Genomic DNA, 18,850 nt, shown 5'->3' on the forward strand with positions numbered 1-18,850 from the left:
GTCAGATCAGGCCCTTGGCGCGCAGGCTGATATGCCCCTCGCGGCCGATGATGACGTGGTCGTGCACGGAGATTCCCAGCAGGCGGCCCGCTTCGGCGATGCGGTTGGTCACGTCGATGTCGGCGCGGCTGGGCTCGGGCGAGCCGGAGGGGTGGTTGTGGACGAGAATGAGCGCGGTGGCGCCGATGTCGAGCGCGCGGCGAATCACTTCGCGCGGATGGATCGCCGCTTCGTCGATCGAGCCGTCGCCGACGAGATCGTCGAGGATCAGCATGTTCTTGGCATTGACATAGAGCACCCGCACCCGCTCGCGCGTGAGGTGGGCCATGTCGATCGTCAAGTAGTCGATCAGCGCCTGCCAGGAGCCGATCACCGGCGTCTCGCGCACTTTCTGGCGGGCGAGGCGGGTGGCGGCGACCGTCACCACCTTCAGCGCGGCGACCGTGGCCTCGCCCATGTCGGGATGGCCCGCCAAAGTGCGGGGGTCGGCCTGGAGCACGCCCGCCAGCGATCCGAAGCGGTGGATCAGGCTGCGGGCCACCGGCTTCATGTCCCGGCGGGGAACTGCCTGCATCAGCAGGAGTTCGATGACCTCGTGATCGCCCAGAGCCTCCGCTCCGCCGTCGAGCAAACGCTTGCGCAGCCGCGCCCGATGCCCGCTCGGGTCCTTTCCCGGATCGGGCGCTTGGTCCGGAACCAGATCGGCGGGTTCATCGAAGAGACTGTTGCTGTCGGGCATAACGTGCACAGACAATTGCCTTTCCCGAGCGGCGAGCGCAAGTGAAGGACCGAATGCCGCAGGAGCATGACGAACCTACCGCATCGGCGGATATATCGCTGCCGCGCCGCAAGCGCAGGCGGGCGATCGCGCTTGCCTTGCTCACCAGCGCGGCGGTCGGGCTGGGCGCCGTGTGGTTCCTGCGCGAGGATATCGCCAAGAACCTGATCTCGGGCGAACTGGCGAAGCTGGGCCTTCCGGCCAGTTACGAGATCGAGGAAGTGGGGCCGACCGAGCAGGTGGTCCGCAACCTCGTGATCGGCGATCCGAAGCATCCGGACCTGACGATTGCCGAACTGCGCGTTGCCACGCGGCTCAACTGGGGATGGCCGGGAATCGGCCGCATCACCGTGATTCGCCCGCGCCTGTTCGGATCGCTTCATGGCGGCAGGTTCAGCCTGGGATCGCTCGACAAGCTGATGGAGCCGAGCGGCCAGACCAAGGATTACGCTCTACCCGACTACGATGTCGCCGTCGTCGACGGGCGCGCGCTTATCGAGAGCGACTACGGCCGCATCGCCGCCAAACTGGCGGGCGAGGGCGGGCTGCGCGGAGGCTTCAAGGGCGAACTTGCTGCCCTGTCGCCGCATCTCGCGGCTGGGGGCTGCGAGGCCGGGCGCACGACGCTCTACGGCAAGCTGCGCGTCTCCGACGGCAGGCCGCGTTTCACCGGGCCGCTGCGGCTGGCCGGTGTCACTTGTCCGCAGCAGTCGCTGAAACTGGCGCAGAGCGGCGCGCAACTCGATGTCACGCTGGATCGCCTGCTCGACGGTGCCGAGGGCAAGCTCGGCCTCGATGCCGGTGCTGGCGCATTCGCGGCGAATCGCCTGTCCGGGCTCACCGGAACGGGGCGCTTCACCTTCCGCAAGGCTGCGCTGAATGCGCAGTTCGACGTCAAGGCGCGCGGCTTGGTCACGCCGCAGGCCCGGCTGGCGGAACTCGGTTTCAACGGGCGGATGCGGGCGAACGCCGGTTTTGCCCATTTCGATCTCGACGGCGATGTGACGGGCCGGAACCTCGCACTGGGCGAATCGGTGAACGCATTGCTCGCAGGCGCTGAGAAGTCCGGCGAGCGCACGCTGGCCGCGCCGATCCTGCGGCAGGTTCGCACGGCGCTCGCCCGCGAAACGCGCGGCAGCAGGCTCGACGCCAGCCTCGTCCTGCGCCGGGAAGAGGGGCGCATCAGTCTTGTCCTGCCGCGCGGGCACTTGCGCGGCGGCAGCGGGGCCTCGTTGCTCGACCTATCGAAAGTGCAGGCGGTGTTCGGTGCGCGCCGTCCGGTCGTGACCGGCAATTTCGCCAGCGGCGGGCAGGGCTTGCCGAACGTGACCGGCCGCATGGAAAGCGACGCGCGCGGGCGCCTCGCGCTTCAGGTCGAGATGGCGGAATATCGCGCAGGCGATTCGCGCCTCGCCGTGCCGCGTTTCGCGCTGAGCCAGACTCCTGATGGCGCCATGCATTTCACCGGCGAGACGCGGCTTTCCGGCGCGCTGCCCGGCGGTTCCGCGCAGAACCTGATGCTGCCCGTCGACGGCCGCTGGGGTGCCGACGGCTCGCTTTCGGTCTGGCCGACCTGCACGAAGATCGGCTTCGACCGCCTTGCTTTCGCCAATCTCACGCTGGACCGGCGCGCTCTGCAAGTCTGCCCTGCGAAAGGGCAGGCGATCCTGCGCAGCCGGGGCCAGGGCTTCGATATAGCGGCGGGCGTTCCCGCGCTCGACGTGTCGGGACGGCTGGGCGAGACACCGATCCGTATCGCCAGCGGTCCGCTCGGTTACGCCCAGTTCGCGGGCAGGCCCGGCGCGCTGACCGCCAGGGCGATCGATGTCAGCCTGGGGCCGCAGGACGCGCCCTCGCGCTTCCGGCTCGCCACGCTCGACGCGCAAGTGGGCAAGGATATCGGCGGCGCTTTCGACGAAGCCGACATTTCGCTGGCCGCGGTGCCGCTCGACCTCAAGCAGACGGCCGGAAACTGGCGCTATGCGGGCGGCGTGCTGAGCATCGACCAGGCACGCTTCACGCTCGTCGACCGCCAGCCGGTTCCGCGTTTCCAGCCCCTGATCGCCCACGACGCGGTGCTGCGGCTGGAGAACAACGTCATCACCGCGCAGGCTGTCATGCGCGAGCCGAAAACCGATCGCGAGGTCGTCCGCGCCGATATCGTCCACGACCTCGGCACGGCGGGCGGTCATGCCGATCTCGCGGTTTCGGGAATCACTTTCGACAAGGACATGCAGGCCGAGGCGCTCTCGCCGCTGCTGCTGGGTATCGTCTCGAATCTGCAAGGCGAAGTCCACGGCACGGGCCGGATCGACTGGAACGAGCGGGGCGTGACCAGCAAGGGCCGCTTCGCCACCGATGCGCTCGATTTCGCGGCTCCGTTCGGTCCCGTGAAGGGCCTGACCGGCGAAGTCGTGTTCACCGATCTGCTCGGCTTGGTGACCGCGCCGGACCAGAAGCTGAAGATCGCCTCGATCAATCCCGGCATCGAAGTGAACGACGGCGAACTGTCGTTCCAGATGGAGCCGGATTTCCTGCTGCGCCTCAACGGTGCGCGCTGGCCGTTCATGGCCGGCACGCTCACGCTCGATCCGGCGACCATGCGAATCGGCGTGGCCGAGACGCGGCACTACAAGCTCAAGGTGAAGGGGCTGGATGCCGCGACGTTCGTGCAGCACCTCGAACTCACCAACATCAATGCCAGCGGCGTGTTCGACGGTGAAGTGCCGATGGTCTTCGACGAGCAGGGCGGGCGTATCGTCGACGGCTACCTGGCCTCGCGCGATCCTGGCGGCAGCGTCAGCTACCTCGGCGCGCTGACCTACAAGGACCTGTCGGCGATGGGCAATTTCGCCTTCGGCGCACTGAAATCGGTCAAGTACAAGCACATGGAGATCGGCCTCGGCGGTTCGCTGGCGGGCGATATCTTCACGCGGCTGAGCTTCGACGGCCTTAGCCAGGGCGACACGGCGCAGCGCAATTTCCTCACCCGCCAGATCGCAAAGCTGCCGATCCGTTTCATCGTCAAGATCAAGGCGCCGTTCTTCAGCCTGTTCGGCTCGATGCGCTCGCTTTACGATCCCACTTACGTCACCGACCCGCGCACCCTGGGCATCCAGAACGGCATGCCGTTCATTGTGCCTCCCACCTCTTCGGCCGCGCCGGACTCGATTCGTCCCGCGCCAGCCACCATTCAGCCTCCAGTCAGCGAGAATAACCCATGAAGGCCCTGGAATTGACCGGAAGCGTTCCGGCTGCGACAAGCCCGGCCATGATGAGCCAGGCACAAGACGACCCGCAGCGGAAGGGTTTCCGGTTCGGTGGGCGCGCCGTTTGCGCCGCGATGCTGGTGCTGGGTTTCGGATCGGCGCTGGGGGGCTGCGTGAACGTATCCGCTCCGGACAAGCCGATCGTCATCGAACTCAACATCAACATCAGGCAGGAAGTGATCTATCGGCTCTCCCAGGACGCGGAGAACACGATCAAGCAGAACGAAGGCGTATTCTGATGAGCAAGACCCGTTTGAACAGCTTCGTGACTCTGTGCGGTGCGGCGGCCCTGACGCTGGCTCTGGGCGCCGGAACTGCTGCGCTGGCGCAGGAAGGCCGCGATCCGGCCTATGCTGCGGCCCGCGCCGCAGGGCAGGTCGGCGAGCAGAAGGACGGCTATCTGGGCGTTATCGGCAATGCCTCGGCCGAGGTCCGCGCCATGGTCCGCGACATCAACAACAAGCGCCGCGCCATTTTCACCGAGAAGGCCGCCGGCAAGAGCACGATCGAGGAATATGCCTTCGCCACGGCCTGCCGCCTGATCGCGCAGACCCAGCCGGGCGAAAAATACCAGGCAACTGACGGCTCGTGGCAGGTCCGCGGCGCCGGTGCCCCCGATCGTGACCCGCGCTGCCCCTGACGGTTGCGCTTCCGGTTACGGATGAGCGTTCAATGCAGACTTACAAAAGGAGCGGTCGGAATTTTCGGCCGCTCCTTTTGTATGTCAAATGCCTGACGTCCGCGCGACCGTAAACCGACAAGCCCTTTGGCAGCTTGACGCGGTGAGGCAGGACGCGGTGTGCCGCGACGATTTTTCTTCGCCATCGTCCTTGCGGTATTGTCCGAGCATTACCATTTTCGAGACCTGTTCGGCACTTGGTCACACGGCTTGGCGTGTGAACAACTGTTGCCGTGCGCGTCCCGTCATGGTTGACTCGGGAATGCCCCCACCCTAAGGGGTCGGCGCCCTCGGCGGGCAGCCGTTGAACGCGTCATTACGTTCCTATTCGATTGAGGAGGAGCCGGGACATGAACGACGAGCCGTCCGCACGGGACCCTGTCGGCGAGGATGCGCGCCTCGATTCGCTGGACGATCGGCTCAAAGCCCTTCGCGAGCGGGAAGCGCAGCGTCAGAAGCCGGTCGCGGGTGCGGAAACCGACGATGCCTATCGTGCCGGTAACCGCGTCCTGGCCGACTTGCTCGGTGGGGTTGCCGGTGGTCTGTTTCTTGGCTGGGTGATCGATCACTTTGCCGGAACATCGCCCTGGGGTCTGATGGTGATGCTATTCGCAGGAATATTCGTCGCCTTCAGGAACATTATCAGGAATTCGAACCGGCGCCCGGATTGACCCGAAAGGGATGAGCAGGGGCGCTGTCGTTCATTGGCGACAGGGATATTCGCGTGGCAGCCGAAGCGAAGGTCGATCCGATGCACCAGTTCAGCATCCAGCCGTTGTTCGGCTCGGAAGGCTGGAGCATCGCCGGTTACAATATCGCCTTCACCAACAGCACGCTGTGGATGGCGATCGCCGCCGTGACGCTGGCGTTCTTCGTCGCTGGCGGCATGAAGCGGCAGCTCGTTCCCGGCCGTTGGCAGATGGCCGTCGAAAGCTTCACCGGCTTCATCGACGGAATGCTGGCCGCCAACGTCGGCCCCGGCGGCAAGAAGTACGTTCCGTACATCTTCTCGCTGTTCATGTTCATTCTTTTCGCGAACTTCCTCGGCCTGCTGCCGCTGGGTGTGATCGGCCTCCATGCCTTCACCTTCACCAGCCACTTCTCGGCCACGGGCGTTCTCGCGGTGCTTTCCTTCGCGATCGTCCTCATCGTCGGTTTCGCGAAGCACAAGCTGCACTTCTTCTCGCTGTTCGTGCCGCACGGCACCCCGGTGATCATGATCCCGCTGATCTTCTGCGTGGAACTGATCTCGTTCCTGGTGCGCCCGTTCAGCCTCGGTCTGCGTCTCTTCGTCGCGATGATGGCCGGTCACGTTCTTCTTGAGGTTCTTTCGAGCTTCGTCATCAGCTCCGGCAATGCCGGCATCGGCCTCTTCGCCATTGCCGGTCTGCCCAGCTTCATCCTGATGGTCGGCATCTGCGCTCTCGAGCTGCTCGTCGCCGGCATCCAGGCCTACGTTTTCGCTCTTCTCACTTGCGTCTATCTGAACGACGCAGAGAACCTTCACTGATTTTCAGTCTCACTCGAGTTTTCCAAAGGGAGTTTTTGAAATGGACGCAGAAGCTGCAAAGCTGCTTGGTGCCGGTCTCGCTGCTATCGGTTGCGGCCTCGCCTCGATCGGCGTGGGTAGCGTTTTCGCCAAGTTCCTCGAAGGCGCGCTGCGCAATCCGGGCGCCGCTGACGCCCAGCAGGGCCGCCTCTTCATCGGCTTCGCCGGCGCCGAACTTCTCGGCCTGCTGTCGTTCGTCGTTGCCGCGCTGCTGATCTTCGCCTGATCGCGCGCACTGATCCCCTCCGGCTGCCCGAACCCTTTGGTACGGCGGCCGGAGAGGACGCAAGAATTCTACCGGCCACTTCGAGACAGGGCTGACCCATGCCTCAGATCGCACAGCTAGCCGCGACGTATTCCAGCCAGATCTTCTGGATGCTGATCTTCTTCGGCTTCACGTTCTTCGTCGTCGGACGGGGAATGGTCCCCAAGATCATGGATACGGTTGCGCAGCGCGACAAGCAGATTGCCGACGACCTCGCCGCCGCCGAACGCGCTCGCGCCCAGGCCGATGCGGAGGAGGAAGCCTGGCGCACGCGTGAGAACGCCAACCGCGCCGAGGCGCAGGCCCTTATCGCGGAAGCCCGCGCCAAGGCCGCTGCCGTCACGACCGAGCGTCTCGCGACCGCCCAGGTGGCCATCGACGCCACGCTCGCCGAAGCCGAAACCCGCATCTCCGAGGCGCGCCGTTCGGCCGCCGCCGAGATCGAGGACGTCGCCGCCGACGCCACGCGCGAGATCGTCAGCCGCATTGCCGGCCTGACCCTCGACGACGGCGCGGTTCGTTCCGCCGTGAAGGAGAACCTGGTCCATGGTTGAGAACACTGAGCCGACCACTGCCGACACTGGTCCCGACACGGCCGTCGCCGAGGGCACTGCCCACGAAGGCGCGGAAATGGCTGGAACGCAGGCGGGCGTCGAACATCACGCCGAACCGCTGCTGCTGGGCGTCGCCCCGCCGGTCGCGGTCGTCAGCGCCTCGATGCTGGTGCTCCTCGCGATCATGGTCTGGAAGGGCCTGCCGAAGATGATCTCCGGCGGCCTCGACGGCAAGATTGCCGAGATCAAGGCCCAGCTCGAAGAGGCGAAGACCCTGCGCGCCGAGGCGGAAGCCCTGCGCAAGGAATATGCCGACAAGATCGCCGGTGCCGAAAAGGACGCCGCCGCTCTGCTCGACCATGCTCGCCACGAAGCGGAGACGATCGTCGCCAAGGCCCAGGCCGACACGACCGACGTCATCGCGCGCCGCGAGAAGATGGCCCAGGACAAGATCGGCGCCGTCGAACGCGCTGCCGTGACCGAACTGCGCCAGCAGGCCGCCGCGGCTGCCGCCGCTGCCGCCAGCGGTCTGATCAAGACCAACCACTCGGCCGATGCCGACAAGGCGCTGGTCGATCAGGCTATCGCCGGCATCTGATCCGTTCGGATCGGCTGTGAAGCAAAGAGGCCTCCGTGCGCTGCACGGGGGCTTTTTTATGTGCCGATCAGGGTCATGTTCGCTCCGGCCGCGATCCGGAGTTGACGGGCGATGCAATTGAGATCACAGCGACGCCCGCGCAGCCTATGTTGCTGCGGTGTTTCAGGAAGCGAGGACATGTCAAGCGACAGTTCCAGTAGAACCGCACGTCCGGAGGTCGTTGGCTAGTTCTCGCTGGCCTTTCGTCCGCCCGGGTCGTGCGGACGAAAGGTGTGATGATGGTGAACGACCTCCTCGCCGGCGTGACTGCCGGTGCCCGTCCCGCCAAGAGCGGGCTCTACATTGCCGATATCGTCGAGATGCTCCAGGCGCTGGCACCCGAGGCCGCTGCCGCCAAGCTCGGCCGCATGGCCGACGTGCGCGCGGTTGCCGTGCTCGACCGTCCCGAATTCACGGCGGCGCCCGAAGTCTTGCCGCTGCTGCCGCTGCCGCGTGCGGTCCATCTGGTCGCCCAGATGGCCGAGGACCGTGCGGCCGACGTCCTTGCCGGGATGGAAGAGGACGTGGCCGCCCAGATCCTCGGTGCCCTCGCGCCCGACGTGCGGACGTCGCTGCGCAGCCTGCTGGCCTGGCCGGAAGACAGCGCCGGTGGGATGATGACCACCGAATTCGTCGCTGCGCGGGTCTCGGCCAGCGTGGCGGACGTGCTGGATCTCATCCGTACCGTCGAACGCAGCCGCGAGACCGTCTACTCGGTGTTCCTCCTCGATGAGCGCGGCCGTCTCGATGCGACGATCTCGCTGCGGCGCCTGATCGCAGCCGCCCCCGATTCGCCCGCCATCGACCTCGCCCGCGATCGCGAGCCGGTCACGGTGACGCCTGCAACGGACCGCGAGGCGGTGGCCGACCTGATTCGCCGTCACGACCTGCTGGCGCTGCCGGTGGTCGACGATGCGGGGCGCCCGCTCGGCATCGTTACCGTCGATGACGTGCTCGACGCGCTCGTGGCCGAGCATACCGAGGACGTGCAGAAGTTCGGCGGCGTCGAGGCGCTTGACCGGCCCTACCTCGAAACCGGCTTCTTCGAGATGATTCGCAAGCGGGCCGGGTGGCTGAGTGTGCTGTTCCTGTCGGAAATGCTGACCGCCAGCGCCATGCAGCACTTCGAGGACGAACTCGCCCGCGCAGTGGTGCTGACGCTGTTCATCCCGCTCATCATGAGCTCGGGCGGCAACAGTGGCAGCCAGGCGACCTCGCTCATCATCCGGGCCCTGGCGATGGGGCAGGTGCGCCTGCGCGACTGGTGGCGGGTGGCGCTGCGCGAACTGCCCGCAGGCATGGTCCTGGGCGCGATTCTCGGCATTGTGGGCTTTGTCCGCATCGCCGCGTGGCAAGCGCTGGGCTTCTACGATTACGGCAGCCACTGGGTGCTGATCGCCACGACCGTTTCGGCGGGGCTGGTCGGGATCGTGACTTTCGGTTCGCTGGCTGGCTCGATGCTGCCGTTCCTGCTCCAGAAGCTCGGTTTCGACCCGGCCAGCGCCTCGGCACCGTTCGTCGCGACGCTCGTGGATGTCACAGGTCTGGTGATCTACTTCACCATTGCCCTTGCCATTCTCTCCGGGACGTTGCTCTAGGGCCGCGCAATCAAACGAAAGGACCGCCCCATGGCATTCACCGCGAAGATCCTGTTGCTCGGCTCGGGCGAACTGGGGCGCGAATTCGTGATTTCGGCCAAGCGACTGGGCTGCCAGGTGATCGCCTGCGACGCCTATGAGGGCGCGCCGGCCATGCAGGTGGCGGACGGGTTCGAGGTCTTCTCGATGCTCGACGGCGAGCGCCTGCGCGCCGCCATCGAGAAGCACAGGCCCGACTTCATCGTTCCCGAGGTCGAGGCTATCCGCACCGAAGTGCTGGCCGAAGTCGAGGCGGAAGGCTTCTGCGTCGTTCCTTCGGCCCGTGCGACGCAGATGACCATGAACCGCGACGCCATCCGCGAGGTCGCCGCCGTCGAACTGGGCCTGCGCACTTCGCGCTATCGCTATGCCGAAAGCCTCGACGAAGTGCTGGCCGGCGCCGAGCACACAGGCCTGCCCTGCGTCATCAAGCCGGTCATGTCCTCCTCGGGCAAGGGCCAGAGCACGGTGCGCGATGCCGCCGATCTGGAGAAGGCCTGGGACTACGCCGTCGCCAACATGCGCGGCGACCGCAAGCGGGTGATCGTCGAGGAATTCGTGGCGTTCGACTACGAGATCACCTTGCTGACGATCCGCAGCCGCGAGGGCGTCTCGTTCTGCCCGCCGATCGGCCACCGGCAGGAGCGCGGCGACTATCAGGAATCGTGGCAGCCGACGCCGATGGCACCTGCCGCCATTGCCTCAGCGCAGGACATGGCACGCAAGGTGGTCGACGATCTCGGCGGCTACGGCCTGTTCGGCGTCGAGTTCTTCGTGAAGGGCGAGGAAGTGATCTTCTCCGAACTCTCGCCGCGTCCGCACGATACCGGGATGGTCACGCTGATTTCGCAGAACCTCTCCGAATTCGATCTCCACGCGCGGGCGATCCTCGGGCTGCCGGTTCCCGAAGTGGTGCTGCATGGGGCAAGCGCCTCCGCGGTGATCCTGGCCGACCGGGACAGCGACTCCTTCGGCTACGAAGGCCAGGCAGAGGCCTTGGCGACACCGGGCGCGCAGATGGACTTGCGTATCTTCGCCAAGCCGGTGACGCGGCCCTATCGCCGCATGGGCGTGGCGCTGGCGCTGGCGGAAGATACCGACACCGCCCGCCGCGTGGCGGCGGAGGCGGCGGGCAAGGTCCGTATCGTCTACAAGTGAGGGAAGGGGGGGGCACGTGCCCCCCTTGTCGTATCAGAAGCTGTTCTTGGCTTCGCGCAGCGCGGCGAATGTCTCGACGGCGTTTCCGCCGCCCCAGCGGGCCTGAAGCGCGGGGTCGTCCGCGCGCAGGAACGGGTTGGTCAGGAGTTCGCGGCCGAGCTTGGTCGGGACGGTAGGCAGGCCTGTCGCCCGCGCGCGCTCGATATCGCGGGCATAGGCGATCAGTTCCTCGTTCTCCGGATCGGCATGAACCGCGAATTTCGCATTCGCCGCCGTATATTCGTGCGCGCAGTAGAGCATCGTATCGACCGGCAGGGCCTTGATGCGCTGGAGGCTCTCCCAGAACTGCGCGGGCTGGCCCTCGAACATGCGCCCGCAACCCAGTGCAAAGACCGAATCGCCGACGAAGGCGACATGCGCGCCGGGCAGGTAATAGGCGCAGTGGCCGAGGGTATGCCCGCCGACATCGAGAACCTTTGCCTTCCAGTCGCCCAGCAGAACGATGTCGCCTTGCGCGACGGTGCGGTCCACGCCCTCGATCTTCCCGGCATCGCCTTCGGGCGCGATGACCGTGCAGCCGGTCGCGGCCTTGATGGCTCCGTTTCCGCCCGCGTGGTCCGGGTGCCAGTGGGTGTTCCAGATCTGGGTGATCTGCCAGCCCTTGTGGGCGGCCTGGTGCAGATATTCGTCGGCATCGGGCGTGTCGATGCAGGCGGTCTGGCCGCTCGCGGGATCGTGCAGCAGGTAGCCGTAATTGTCGCTGAGGCAGGGGAACTGGTGGACTTCGAGCATGGGATCTCTCCTTGAGGCCCTATGTAGCGATTGAAGCCCAAAGCAAAAGCCCGCCCGGATTGCTCCGGACGGGCCTTTGTTGGTTCACCTAACGGTGAAGCCCGAACTGTTCTTACGAACGGTTCTTGAGGGCTTCGCCGAGGATGTCGCCGAGCGAAGCGCCCGAGTCCGACGAACCGTACTGTTCGACGGCTTCCTTCTCTTCGTGAAGCTGGCGAGCCTTGACCGAGAAGTTCGGCTTCTTCGAACGATCGAAGCCGGTGACCATGGCGTCGAGCTTCTGGCCGACCTGGAAGCGGTCGGGGCGCTGCTCGTCGCGGTCGCGGCCGAGGTCCGAACGCTTGATGAAGCCGGTGGCGCCATCGTCGCCAGCCTGGACTTCCAGGCCGCCGTCGCGAACTTCGAGAACGGTGACGGTGACGACTTCGTTGCGACGCAGCGAGCTGCCGCCGGTCGCGGCAACGCCGCCAGCGGCCGGAGCGCCACGCTCAAGCTGCTTCATGCCGAGGCTGATGCGTTCCTTCTCGACGTCGACGTCGAGAACCACGGCCGAAACCTGCTCGCCCTTGCGGTGCAGAGCCAGCGCGTCTTCGCCCGAGATGCCCCAGGCGATGTCCGACATGTGAACCATGCCGTCGACGTCGCCGTCGAGACCGATGAACAGGCCGAATTCGGTGGCGTTCTTGACTTCGCCTTCGACCTGCGAACCGACGGGGTGCTTTTCAGCGAAAGCTTCCCAGGGGTTCTGCTGAGCCTGCTTGAGGCCGAGCGAGATACGGCGCTTGTCCGAATCGACTTCGAGAACGACCACTTCGACTTCCTGCGAGGTCGAGACGATCTTGCCGGGGTGGACGTTCTTCTTGGTCCAGGACATTTCCGAAACGTGGACGAGGCCCTCGATGCCGGCTTCCAGTTCCACGAAGGCACCGTATTCGGTGATGTTCGTGACGGTGCCCGACAGCTTGGCGCCGACCGGGTACTTGACGGCTGCGCCTTCCCACGGATCGCTTTCCAGCTGCTTCATGCCGAGGCTGATGCGCTGGGTGTCCTGGTTGATGCGGATGATCTGGACCTTCACGGTGTCGCCGATGGCGATCACTTCGCTCGGGTGGTTGACGCGCTTGTAGCTCATGTCGGTGACATGGAGCAGGCCGTCGATGCCGCCGAGGTCAACGAACGCACCGTAGTCGGTGATGTTCTTGACGACGCCTTCGATGACCTGGCCTTCGCTCAGCTTGTCGATCAGCTCGCTGCGCTGTTCGGCGCGCGTTTCTTCGAGGACGGCGCGACGCGACACGACGATATTGCCGCGGCGACGGTCCATCTTCAGGATCTGGAAGGGCTGCGGCACGTCCATCAGCGGGGTGACGTCGCGCACGGGGCGGATGTCGACCTGCGAGCCGGGGAGGAACGCAACGGCGCCGTCGAGGTCGACGGTGAAGCCGCCCTTGACGCGGCCGAAGATCACGCCTTCGACGCGCTTGCCTTCACCGAATTCGTTCTCGAGCTTGTCCCAGGCGGCTTCGCGGCGTGCGCGGTCGCGCGACAGCATCGCTTCGCCGTCGGCGTTCTCGACGCGGTCGACGTAAACTTCGACTTCGTCACCGACCTTGAGGCCGTGCTCGCCTTCACCGCGGGCGAATTCGCGCAGGGCAACGCGGCCCTCGCTCTTCAGGCCCACGTCGATGACGGCCTTGTCGTTCTCGATGGCAGTGACGGTACCCTTGACGACGCGGCCTTCGAAGCCGTCATCGGCGACACCGCCGAGCTGATCGTCAAGCATCTTCGCGAAATCGTCGCGAGTCGGATTGGCAGAAGTAGCCATTAAAGGTTTAATCCTGTTTAGTTCTTTCCGGCCAGGCGGTTTGATCCGCCGGTCTTTCCTCCGCGCTTCGCACCATGCGAGGCCCGGGCCAAAAGGGCCGAACCGCCACGGGGGCCGAATGCCGTCCGCGGCGTCCTTCGAACCTTGCGGTTCTCCAGACCGGCGGCCCCTACGCCCATGAGGGGTGAAATGCAAGGAAATTGGCGGATACGACGTGGTTTCGTCGCATTGCCGGGCCGGTCGATCCCGGCCGTTCAGTCGGGGCCGGTCAGGAGACCCGCAGCGCGTCCACCGCGGCGATGGCGGCGGCGATGGCTTCCTCGCGCTTGAGGTCGGAGGTGTCGATCACCAGCGCGTCGGCGGCGGCCACGAGGGGGGCGTCCTTGCGGCCCCGGTCGCGTTCGTCGCGCGCGGCGAGGTCGGCGGTGATGGCTTCCAGCGAGATGTCCCGGCCCTGGGCATGCATTTCGAGGAAGCGGCGCTGGGCGCGGGCTTCGACCGAGGCGACGACGAAGAGCTTGGCCTGGGCTTCGGGCGCGATCACCGTGCCGATGTCGCGTCCGTCGAGCACGGCGCCGCCGGGCTGCGTGGCGAATGTGCGCTGGCGTTCGTAGAGCGCCTGGCGGACGGTGGGGTGGATCGAAACGCGACTGGCGAGGCCGCCGCTCGCCTCGGAGCGCAGTTCGGCGTCTGCCAGCAGGCCCTCGGGAAAGGCGCAGGCGGCGAGGGCGTCCACGGGATCGTCCGGGTTGCCACCGTCGAGGAAGCACTGGCGACCGACCGCGCGATAGAGCAGGCCGGTGTCGAGGTGGGGCAGTCCGAAATGGTGGGCGAGGGCCTTGGCGATAGTGCCTTTGCCCGAAGCGGTGGGTCCGTCTACGGCGATAATCATCGCGCGGTCATGGCGGCTTGGGGCGTTCAGTGCAAGGTCGGGTGTTCCGCCGAAGCGGGCTGCTTGCGGCGCGAGAGCACGGCTTTCACCAGGCCCCAACCGGCAATGACCGCCCAGAGCGCTTCCATCGCGATCGAGGGCAGGTTCACGTTCACCATCAGCGAGATCAGCAGCAGGACGGCGCCCGCAAAATTGAGTCCGTGCTGGAGATAGCGGTTCGGCGCATCCTCATAGGTGATGTAGGCATAGGCGAGGATGCAGCATGCCGTGCCGATGAAGCCGAGGATATTGCTGAGCGATTCCGGCAAGTCGAGGATCATGGAGACTCCTGCGCAGGGACGGCGGGGTGCCGTCCCTGCAACAATGCTTTTATCCGGCGAGGCTGGCCAGCAGGTCTTCGAAGTTGGGGAAGCTGGTGGCGATCGGACGGGTATCGTCCACTTCCACGCCGCCGCTGCTGACGAGACCGGCAACGGCCATCGCCATGGCGATGCGGTGGTCGAGATGGGTGGTGACCTGCGCGCCCTCGGCCGTGCCGGGCAGCGGCGCGCCGCCGGTGCCGGTGATGACGAGGCCGTCCTCGCGCTCCTCGATTTCCGCTCCGGCCAGCGTCAGGGCGACGGCCATGGCGGTCAGGCGGTCCGATTCCTTCACGCGCAGCTCGTCGAGGCCGCTGGTGACGGTGACGCCCTCCGCCAGCGAGGCGGCGACGAAGAGCACGGGGAATTCGTCGATCATGGCCGGGGCAATGGCGGGATCGACTTCGATCCCCTTGAGCTGCGAGTGCCTGACCAGCAGGTCCGCCACCGGCTCGCCGCCGACTTCGCGTTCGTTCAGGAATTCGATCTGGCCGCCCATCTGGCGCAGCACTTCGACAAGGCCTGCGCGGGTGGGGTTGAGGCCGACGTTCTCGATCACGACTTCGCTGCCCGGCGTCACCAGTGCGGCGACGATGAAGAAGGCGGCCGAGGAGGGGTCGCCCGGCACGTCGATGACCTGCGGCTTGAGTTCGGCCTCGCCCTTGATGGTGATGACGCGGGTGCCGTTGGCTTCCACGGTGACGGTGAGGTCTGCGCCGAAGCCCTTGAGCATGCGTTCGGAGTGGTCGCGGGTCGGCACCGGCTCGATGACCGTTGTGGTGCCCGGCGTGTTGAGGCCGGCGAGCAGGATCGCGCTCTTCACCTGTGCGGAGGCGACCGGCAGGCGGTAGGTGATCGGCACCGCAGGGGAGGCGCCGCGCACGATCAAGGGAAGGCGGCCACCCTCACTCGCCTCGAAGCTGGCGCCCATTTCCGAAAGCGGATCGATCACGCGGCCCATCGGGCGCTTCGAAAGCGAGGCATCGCCGGTGAAGCTGACATGGATCGGATGGCTGGCCACAAGACCCATCAGCAGGCGCGTCGAGGTGCCGGAATTGCCCATGTCGAGCGGGCCTTCGGGCTGGAGCAGGGCGCCGACGCCCACGCCGTTCACCCGCCACTCACCGTCTCCGACGCGCTCGACCGAGGCGCCCATGGCGCGCATGGCAGCGGCGGTGGACAGCACGTCTTCGCCTTCCAGCAGGCCCGTCACGCGGGTTTCGCCCACGGCCAGCGCGCCCAGCATGATCGAGCGATGGCTGATCGACTTGTCGCCCGGCACGCGAATCCTGCCCTTCAGCGGTCCTGCGGGCAGGAAACGGCGGGGGCGCATGGGGGTGGTGGTGTCGTGGCTCACGGGCGTGCTTCTTTCGAGGCTGGAAGGGGCGCAAAATCGCCGGGCTTTTGACAGCGGCTGCGGCCTATGGCAAGGCGCGCGCCCTGATGTGGCCGGGACGCTTGATTTTGCGGGCCGGCCCTCCCATCAAGACACGGAATTCTCGCCCGTACTCTACGGGCGCGCAGTATGAGGACATTTCATGGCAAAGCCTGAGTGGGGCGCCAAGCACGGCTGCCCGAAATGCGGCACCCGCTTCTACGACCTGGGTAAGGACGACCCGGTCACCTGCATCGAGTGCGGCCATTCGTGGCACCCGGAGCCGGTGCTGAAGTCCAAGCAGCCGATTCCCTATGAGGAAATCCAGAAGAAGGAAGTCGTCGAGAACGAGGATTCGGATCTCGCCGAAGACGATCTGGACATCGACGACGACGGCGATTCGCCGGACAACGACGTCGACCTCGGTGGTGACGACGATCTCGGCATCGGCGGCGGCGACGACGACGGCGACCGCGACGAGTAAGTCTCGGCCATTAGCTGTTTCAGGAAAGGGCGCGGTGCTTCGGCAGCCGCGCCCTTTCTCGTTTTCAGCCTCGTTTTAGGGCTGCCAGCTTCACTCCACATTTCGTCATTGCGAGCGTAGCGAAGCAATCCAGGGGCGGTTTGCGCCGCTCTGGATTGCCGCGTCGGCTTCGCCTCCTCGCAATGACGAAAGGAGGTGTGAAGTCGGAGAGCCTTGTAGGGTGGGAAGGGCTTTCGGTGCACCCTATCCGAAAAATGACAGGCCCGTGAAATTTCCTCTTGCCAGCCTGAGGAACCCCATCTAGAGGGCGGCCTCCCAAGCGGAGGCAAGTCATCAACGACGGGCTGAAACGAGGGAACGGATCGAACCTCCCAGGTCGATCTGCTGAAATGATTGGGGCCTTAGCTCAGCTGGGAGAGCGCCTGCATGGCATGCAGGAGGTCAGCGGTTCGATCCCGCTAGGCTCCACCATTTCTTATGAAATAGCCTTTCAAAGTCATCTTGGTTCGGCTATTTCGACATATCAGTTTCGCGGAAACGCGATACGCTGGCCGACGAGGTTTCGTCCGCCGGCGTTTTTCGCATAACGTTTCCGTCACGCCGGTCAGCGAGGTTTCGCCCACCGGCGTTTTTGGCGTTCTGGCGGCTGCGGCTGCCGATAAGGAGTTTGGCATGTTCGACAGCCTGTCTGATCGTCTTGGTGGCGTTTTCGACAAGCTGCGCGGTCGCGGCGCGCTCAAGGAGCAGGACGTCCGCGATGCCATGCGCGAAGTGCGCATCGCGCTGCTCGAAGCCGATGTCGCGCTCCCCGTCGTGCGCCGCTTCATCGACCAGGTTACCGAAAAGGCCATCGGCCAGTCGGTCCTGAAGTCGGTCACGCCCGGCCAGCAGGTCGTCAAGATCGTCAATGACGCGCTGATCGAGATGCTCGGTGGTGACCAGACCGCCGAACTCGATCTGGAAGCGGTTCCGCCCGTCGTCATCATGATGGTCGGTCTGCAGGGTTCGGGTAAGACCACCAGCACCGCCAAGATCGCTCGCATGCTTCGCGAGAAGCAGGGCAAGAAGGTCCTGATGGCCTCGCTGGACGTCAACCGTCCGGCCGCACAGGAACAGCTTCGCGTTCTGGGCGAGCAGGTTGGCGTTGCCACCCTGCCGATCATCGCCGGCCAGCAGCCGACCGAAATCGCCACCCGCGCGATGCAGTCGGCCAGGCTTCAGGCTGTCGACGTGCTGATGCTCGACACCGCCGGCCGTCTCCACGTCGACCAGCAGCTCATGGACGAGATGAAGGCGGTTGCCGCCATCGCGACTCCCCGTGAAACGCTGCTCGTGGTCGACTCGCTGACCGGCCAGGACGCGGTCAACGTCGCGCAGTCGTTCTCCGGCGAAGTCGATCTTACCGGCGTCGTGCTCACCCGTATGGACGGTGACGCGCGCGGCGGTGCGGCTTTGTCGATGCGGGCCGTCACCGGCAAGCCGATCAAGTTCGCGGGCACCGGCGAGAAGATGGAGGCCCTTGAGGCCTTCCACCCGAGCCGCGTCGCCAACCGCATCCTCGGCATGGGCGACATTGTCTCCATCGTCGAGAAGGCCGCCGAAGCGGTCAAGATCGAGGACGCCGAAGCGCTGGCCAAGCGCATGGAGCAGGGCAAGTTCGACATGAACGACCTGCGCATGCAGCTCGGCCAGATGCAGAAGATGGGCGGCCTCGGCGCGCTGGCGGGCATGATGCCGGGCATGAAGAAGGCCAAGGCGGCGATGCAGGCCTCGGGCATGGACGACCGCGTGCTGCTGCGCATGGATGCGATCATCGGTTCGATGACTCAGAAGGAACGCGCCAACCCCGCGCTTCTGAACGCCAAGCGCAAGATCCGTGTCGCCAACGGCTCGGGCACCAATGTCCAGGACGTCAACAAGCTGCTGAAAATGCACCTGGAGATGTCCAAGGCCATGAAGCAGATCAAGAAGATGGGCGGCCTCAAGGGGTTGGCCGCGATGTTCGGCAAGGGCGGTCTCGATGCCGCCATGCCGGGCCTCGGCGGGCCCGGTGGCATGGGCGGCCTTCCGGGCGGTCTGCCCGGAATGGGCGCCGGTGGTCCCGATCTCAGCAAGTTTCTGAAGAAATAATTTTTGAAGATTTGAAGGAAAGGTAGAGCAATGTCCGTTTCGATCCGTCTGTCGCGCGGTGGCGCGAAGAAGCGTCCTTACTACAAGATCGTCGTCTCCAACTCGCGCGCTCCGCGCGACGGCAAGTATCTTGAGCAGGTCGGCACCTACAACCCGATCCTCGCCAAGGACGACGAAAACCGCGTCCGTCTGGTCGAAGACCGCGTGCGTTACTGGCTCGGCGTTGGCGCTCAGCCGACCGACCGCGTTGCCCGCCTGCTCGACAAGGCCGGCATCAAGGAACGCGCCGCGACCGTGAACGCCCAGAAGGGTGAGCCGGGCCAGAAGGCCAAGGACCGCGCCGAGGAAAAGGCCGAGAAGCTGCGTGAAGCTGAAGAAGCTGCCGCCGCTGCTGCTGCCGCTCCGGCCGCTGAAGAAGCGCCTGCCGAAGCAGCCGCTGAGGAATCGACCGAAGCCTAAGCTTCAGG

Annotated in this window: 19 protein-coding genes and 1 tRNA gene; 14 read left to right on the forward strand and 6 right to left on the reverse strand. The window is 65.6% G+C overall.

Annotated features, from left to right (window positions below):
• Position 1: 1 nt before the first annotated feature.
• Positions 2–739 (reverse strand): RadC family protein, encoded by a 738-nt coding sequence (gene radC / locus V7066_RS13575; RefSeq protein ID WP_334183654.1) that lies wholly within the window; start codon positions 737–739, stop codon positions 2–4.
• Between the two features lie 41 nt (positions 740–780).
• Here radC and V7066_RS13580 point away from each other — a divergent pair, with 41 nt between their 5' ends.
• The 10 genes from V7066_RS13580 to purT all read left to right on the forward strand — a co-directional run bounded on the left by V7066_RS13580 (position 781) and on the right by purT (position 10,526).
• Positions 781–4,002 (forward strand): intermembrane phospholipid transport protein YdbH family protein, encoded by a 3,222-nt coding sequence (locus V7066_RS13580; RefSeq protein WP_334183576.1) that lies wholly within the window; start codon positions 781–783, stop codon positions 4,000–4,002.
• Positions 3,999–4,286, forward strand: coding sequence for a YnbE family lipoprotein (locus tag V7066_RS13585; RefSeq protein WP_334183577.1), 288 nt, complete (start codon positions 3,999–4,001; stop codon positions 4,284–4,286). The genes V7066_RS13580 and V7066_RS13585 overlap by 4 nt, the downstream gene beginning before the upstream one ends.
• A complete protein-coding gene (locus V7066_RS13590) occupies positions 4,286–4,687 on the forward strand; it encodes a YdbL family protein (protein ID WP_334183578.1) in 402 nt (133 codons plus the stop codon). Before V7066_RS13585 ends, V7066_RS13590 begins: the two co-directional genes overlap by 1 nt.
• A gap of 389 nt (positions 4,688–5,076) precedes the next feature.
• Positions 5,077–5,397, forward strand: coding sequence for an AtpZ/AtpI family protein (locus V7066_RS13595; protein WP_086493426.1), 321 nt, complete (start codon positions 5,077–5,079; stop codon positions 5,395–5,397).
• A 53-nt stretch (positions 5,398–5,450) separates the two neighbouring features.
• Positions 5,451–6,236, forward strand: coding sequence for a F0F1 ATP synthase subunit A (locus tag V7066_RS13600; RefSeq protein WP_021233351.1), 786 nt, complete (start codon positions 5,451–5,453; stop codon positions 6,234–6,236).
• A gap of 40 nt (positions 6,237–6,276) precedes the next feature.
• Complete coding sequence (locus V7066_RS13605; protein ID WP_007013775.1) at positions 6,277–6,501, forward strand: F0F1 ATP synthase subunit C; 225 nt, start codon at positions 6,277–6,279, stop codon at positions 6,499–6,501.
• Positions 6,502–6,599: 98 nt separating this feature from the next.
• Complete coding sequence (locus V7066_RS13610) at positions 6,600–7,094, forward strand: F0F1 ATP synthase subunit B family protein (protein WP_334183579.1); 495 nt, start codon at positions 6,600–6,602, stop codon at positions 7,092–7,094.
• Complete coding sequence (locus tag V7066_RS13615; RefSeq protein WP_442947329.1) at positions 7,087–7,692, forward strand: F0F1 ATP synthase subunit B family protein; 606 nt, start codon at positions 7,087–7,089, stop codon at positions 7,690–7,692. Before V7066_RS13610 ends, V7066_RS13615 begins: the two co-directional genes overlap by 8 nt.
• 278 nt (positions 7,693–7,970) lie before the next feature.
• Entirely contained in the window at positions 7,971–9,329 is a 1,359-nt protein-coding gene (gene mgtE / locus V7066_RS13620; protein WP_334183656.1) for a magnesium transporter, read from the forward strand.
• Between the two features lie 30 nt (positions 9,330–9,359).
• Complete coding sequence (purT, locus tag V7066_RS13625; protein ID WP_334183580.1) at positions 9,360–10,526, forward strand: formate-dependent phosphoribosylglycinamide formyltransferase; 1,167 nt, start codon at positions 9,360–9,362, stop codon at positions 10,524–10,526.
• Positions 10,527–10,559: 33 nt separating this feature from the next.
• Here the strand turns inward: purT and gloB are convergent, their stop codons facing one another.
• The 5 genes from gloB to aroA form a co-directional block, all read right to left on the reverse strand.
• Positions 10,560–11,318: a hydroxyacylglutathione hydrolase gene (gloB, locus tag V7066_RS13630; protein WP_334183581.1), complete on the reverse strand. Its 759-nt coding sequence runs from the start codon at positions 11,316–11,318 to the stop codon at positions 10,560–10,562.
• A 112-nt stretch (positions 11,319–11,430) separates the two neighbouring features.
• Entirely contained in the window at positions 11,431–13,143 is a 1,713-nt protein-coding gene (gene rpsA / locus V7066_RS13635; protein ID WP_334183582.1) for a 30S ribosomal protein S1, read from the reverse strand.
• Positions 13,144–13,411: 268 nt separating this feature from the next.
• Positions 13,412–14,035, reverse strand: coding sequence for a (d)CMP kinase (locus V7066_RS13640; RefSeq protein ID WP_334183583.1), 624 nt, complete (start codon positions 14,033–14,035; stop codon positions 13,412–13,414).
• Positions 14,036–14,061: 26 nt separating this feature from the next.
• Positions 14,062–14,355 (reverse strand): CBU_0592 family membrane protein, encoded by a 294-nt coding sequence (locus V7066_RS13645; RefSeq protein ID WP_334183584.1) that lies wholly within the window; start codon positions 14,353–14,355, stop codon positions 14,062–14,064.
• A gap of 49 nt (positions 14,356–14,404) precedes the next feature.
• Positions 14,405–15,727 (reverse strand): 3-phosphoshikimate 1-carboxyvinyltransferase, encoded by a 1,323-nt coding sequence (aroA, locus tag V7066_RS13650; RefSeq protein ID WP_334183657.1) that lies wholly within the window; start codon positions 15,725–15,727, stop codon positions 14,405–14,407.
• Positions 15,728–15,932: 205 nt separating this feature from the next.
• Here aroA and V7066_RS13655 point away from each other — a divergent pair, with 205 nt between their 5' ends.
• The 4 genes from V7066_RS13655 to rpsP all read left to right on the forward strand — a co-directional run bounded on the left by V7066_RS13655 (position 15,933) and on the right by rpsP (position 18,842).
• Positions 15,933–16,253, forward strand: a complete 321-nt coding sequence (locus V7066_RS13655; protein WP_334183585.1) for a TIGR02300 family protein — start codon at positions 15,933–15,935, stop codon at positions 16,251–16,253.
• 395 nt (positions 16,254–16,648) lie between these two features.
• A tRNA-Ala gene (locus V7066_RS13660) sits at positions 16,649–16,724 on the forward strand.
• A gap of 201 nt (positions 16,725–16,925) precedes the next feature.
• Positions 16,926–18,383, forward strand: coding sequence for a signal recognition particle protein (ffh, locus tag V7066_RS13665; RefSeq protein WP_334183586.1), 1,458 nt, complete (start codon positions 16,926–16,928; stop codon positions 18,381–18,383).
• 30 nt (positions 18,384–18,413) lie between these two features.
• A complete protein-coding gene (rpsP, locus tag V7066_RS13670; protein WP_334183587.1) occupies positions 18,414–18,842 on the forward strand; it encodes a 30S ribosomal protein S16 in 429 nt (142 codons plus the stop codon).
• Positions 18,843–18,850: the final 8 nt, after the last annotated feature.

It is taken from the genome of Novosphingobium sp. (genome assembly GCF_036820275.1).
In the GTDB taxonomy this organism is placed as follows: Bacteria; Pseudomonadota; Alphaproteobacteria; order Sphingomonadales; family Sphingomonadaceae; genus Novosphingobium.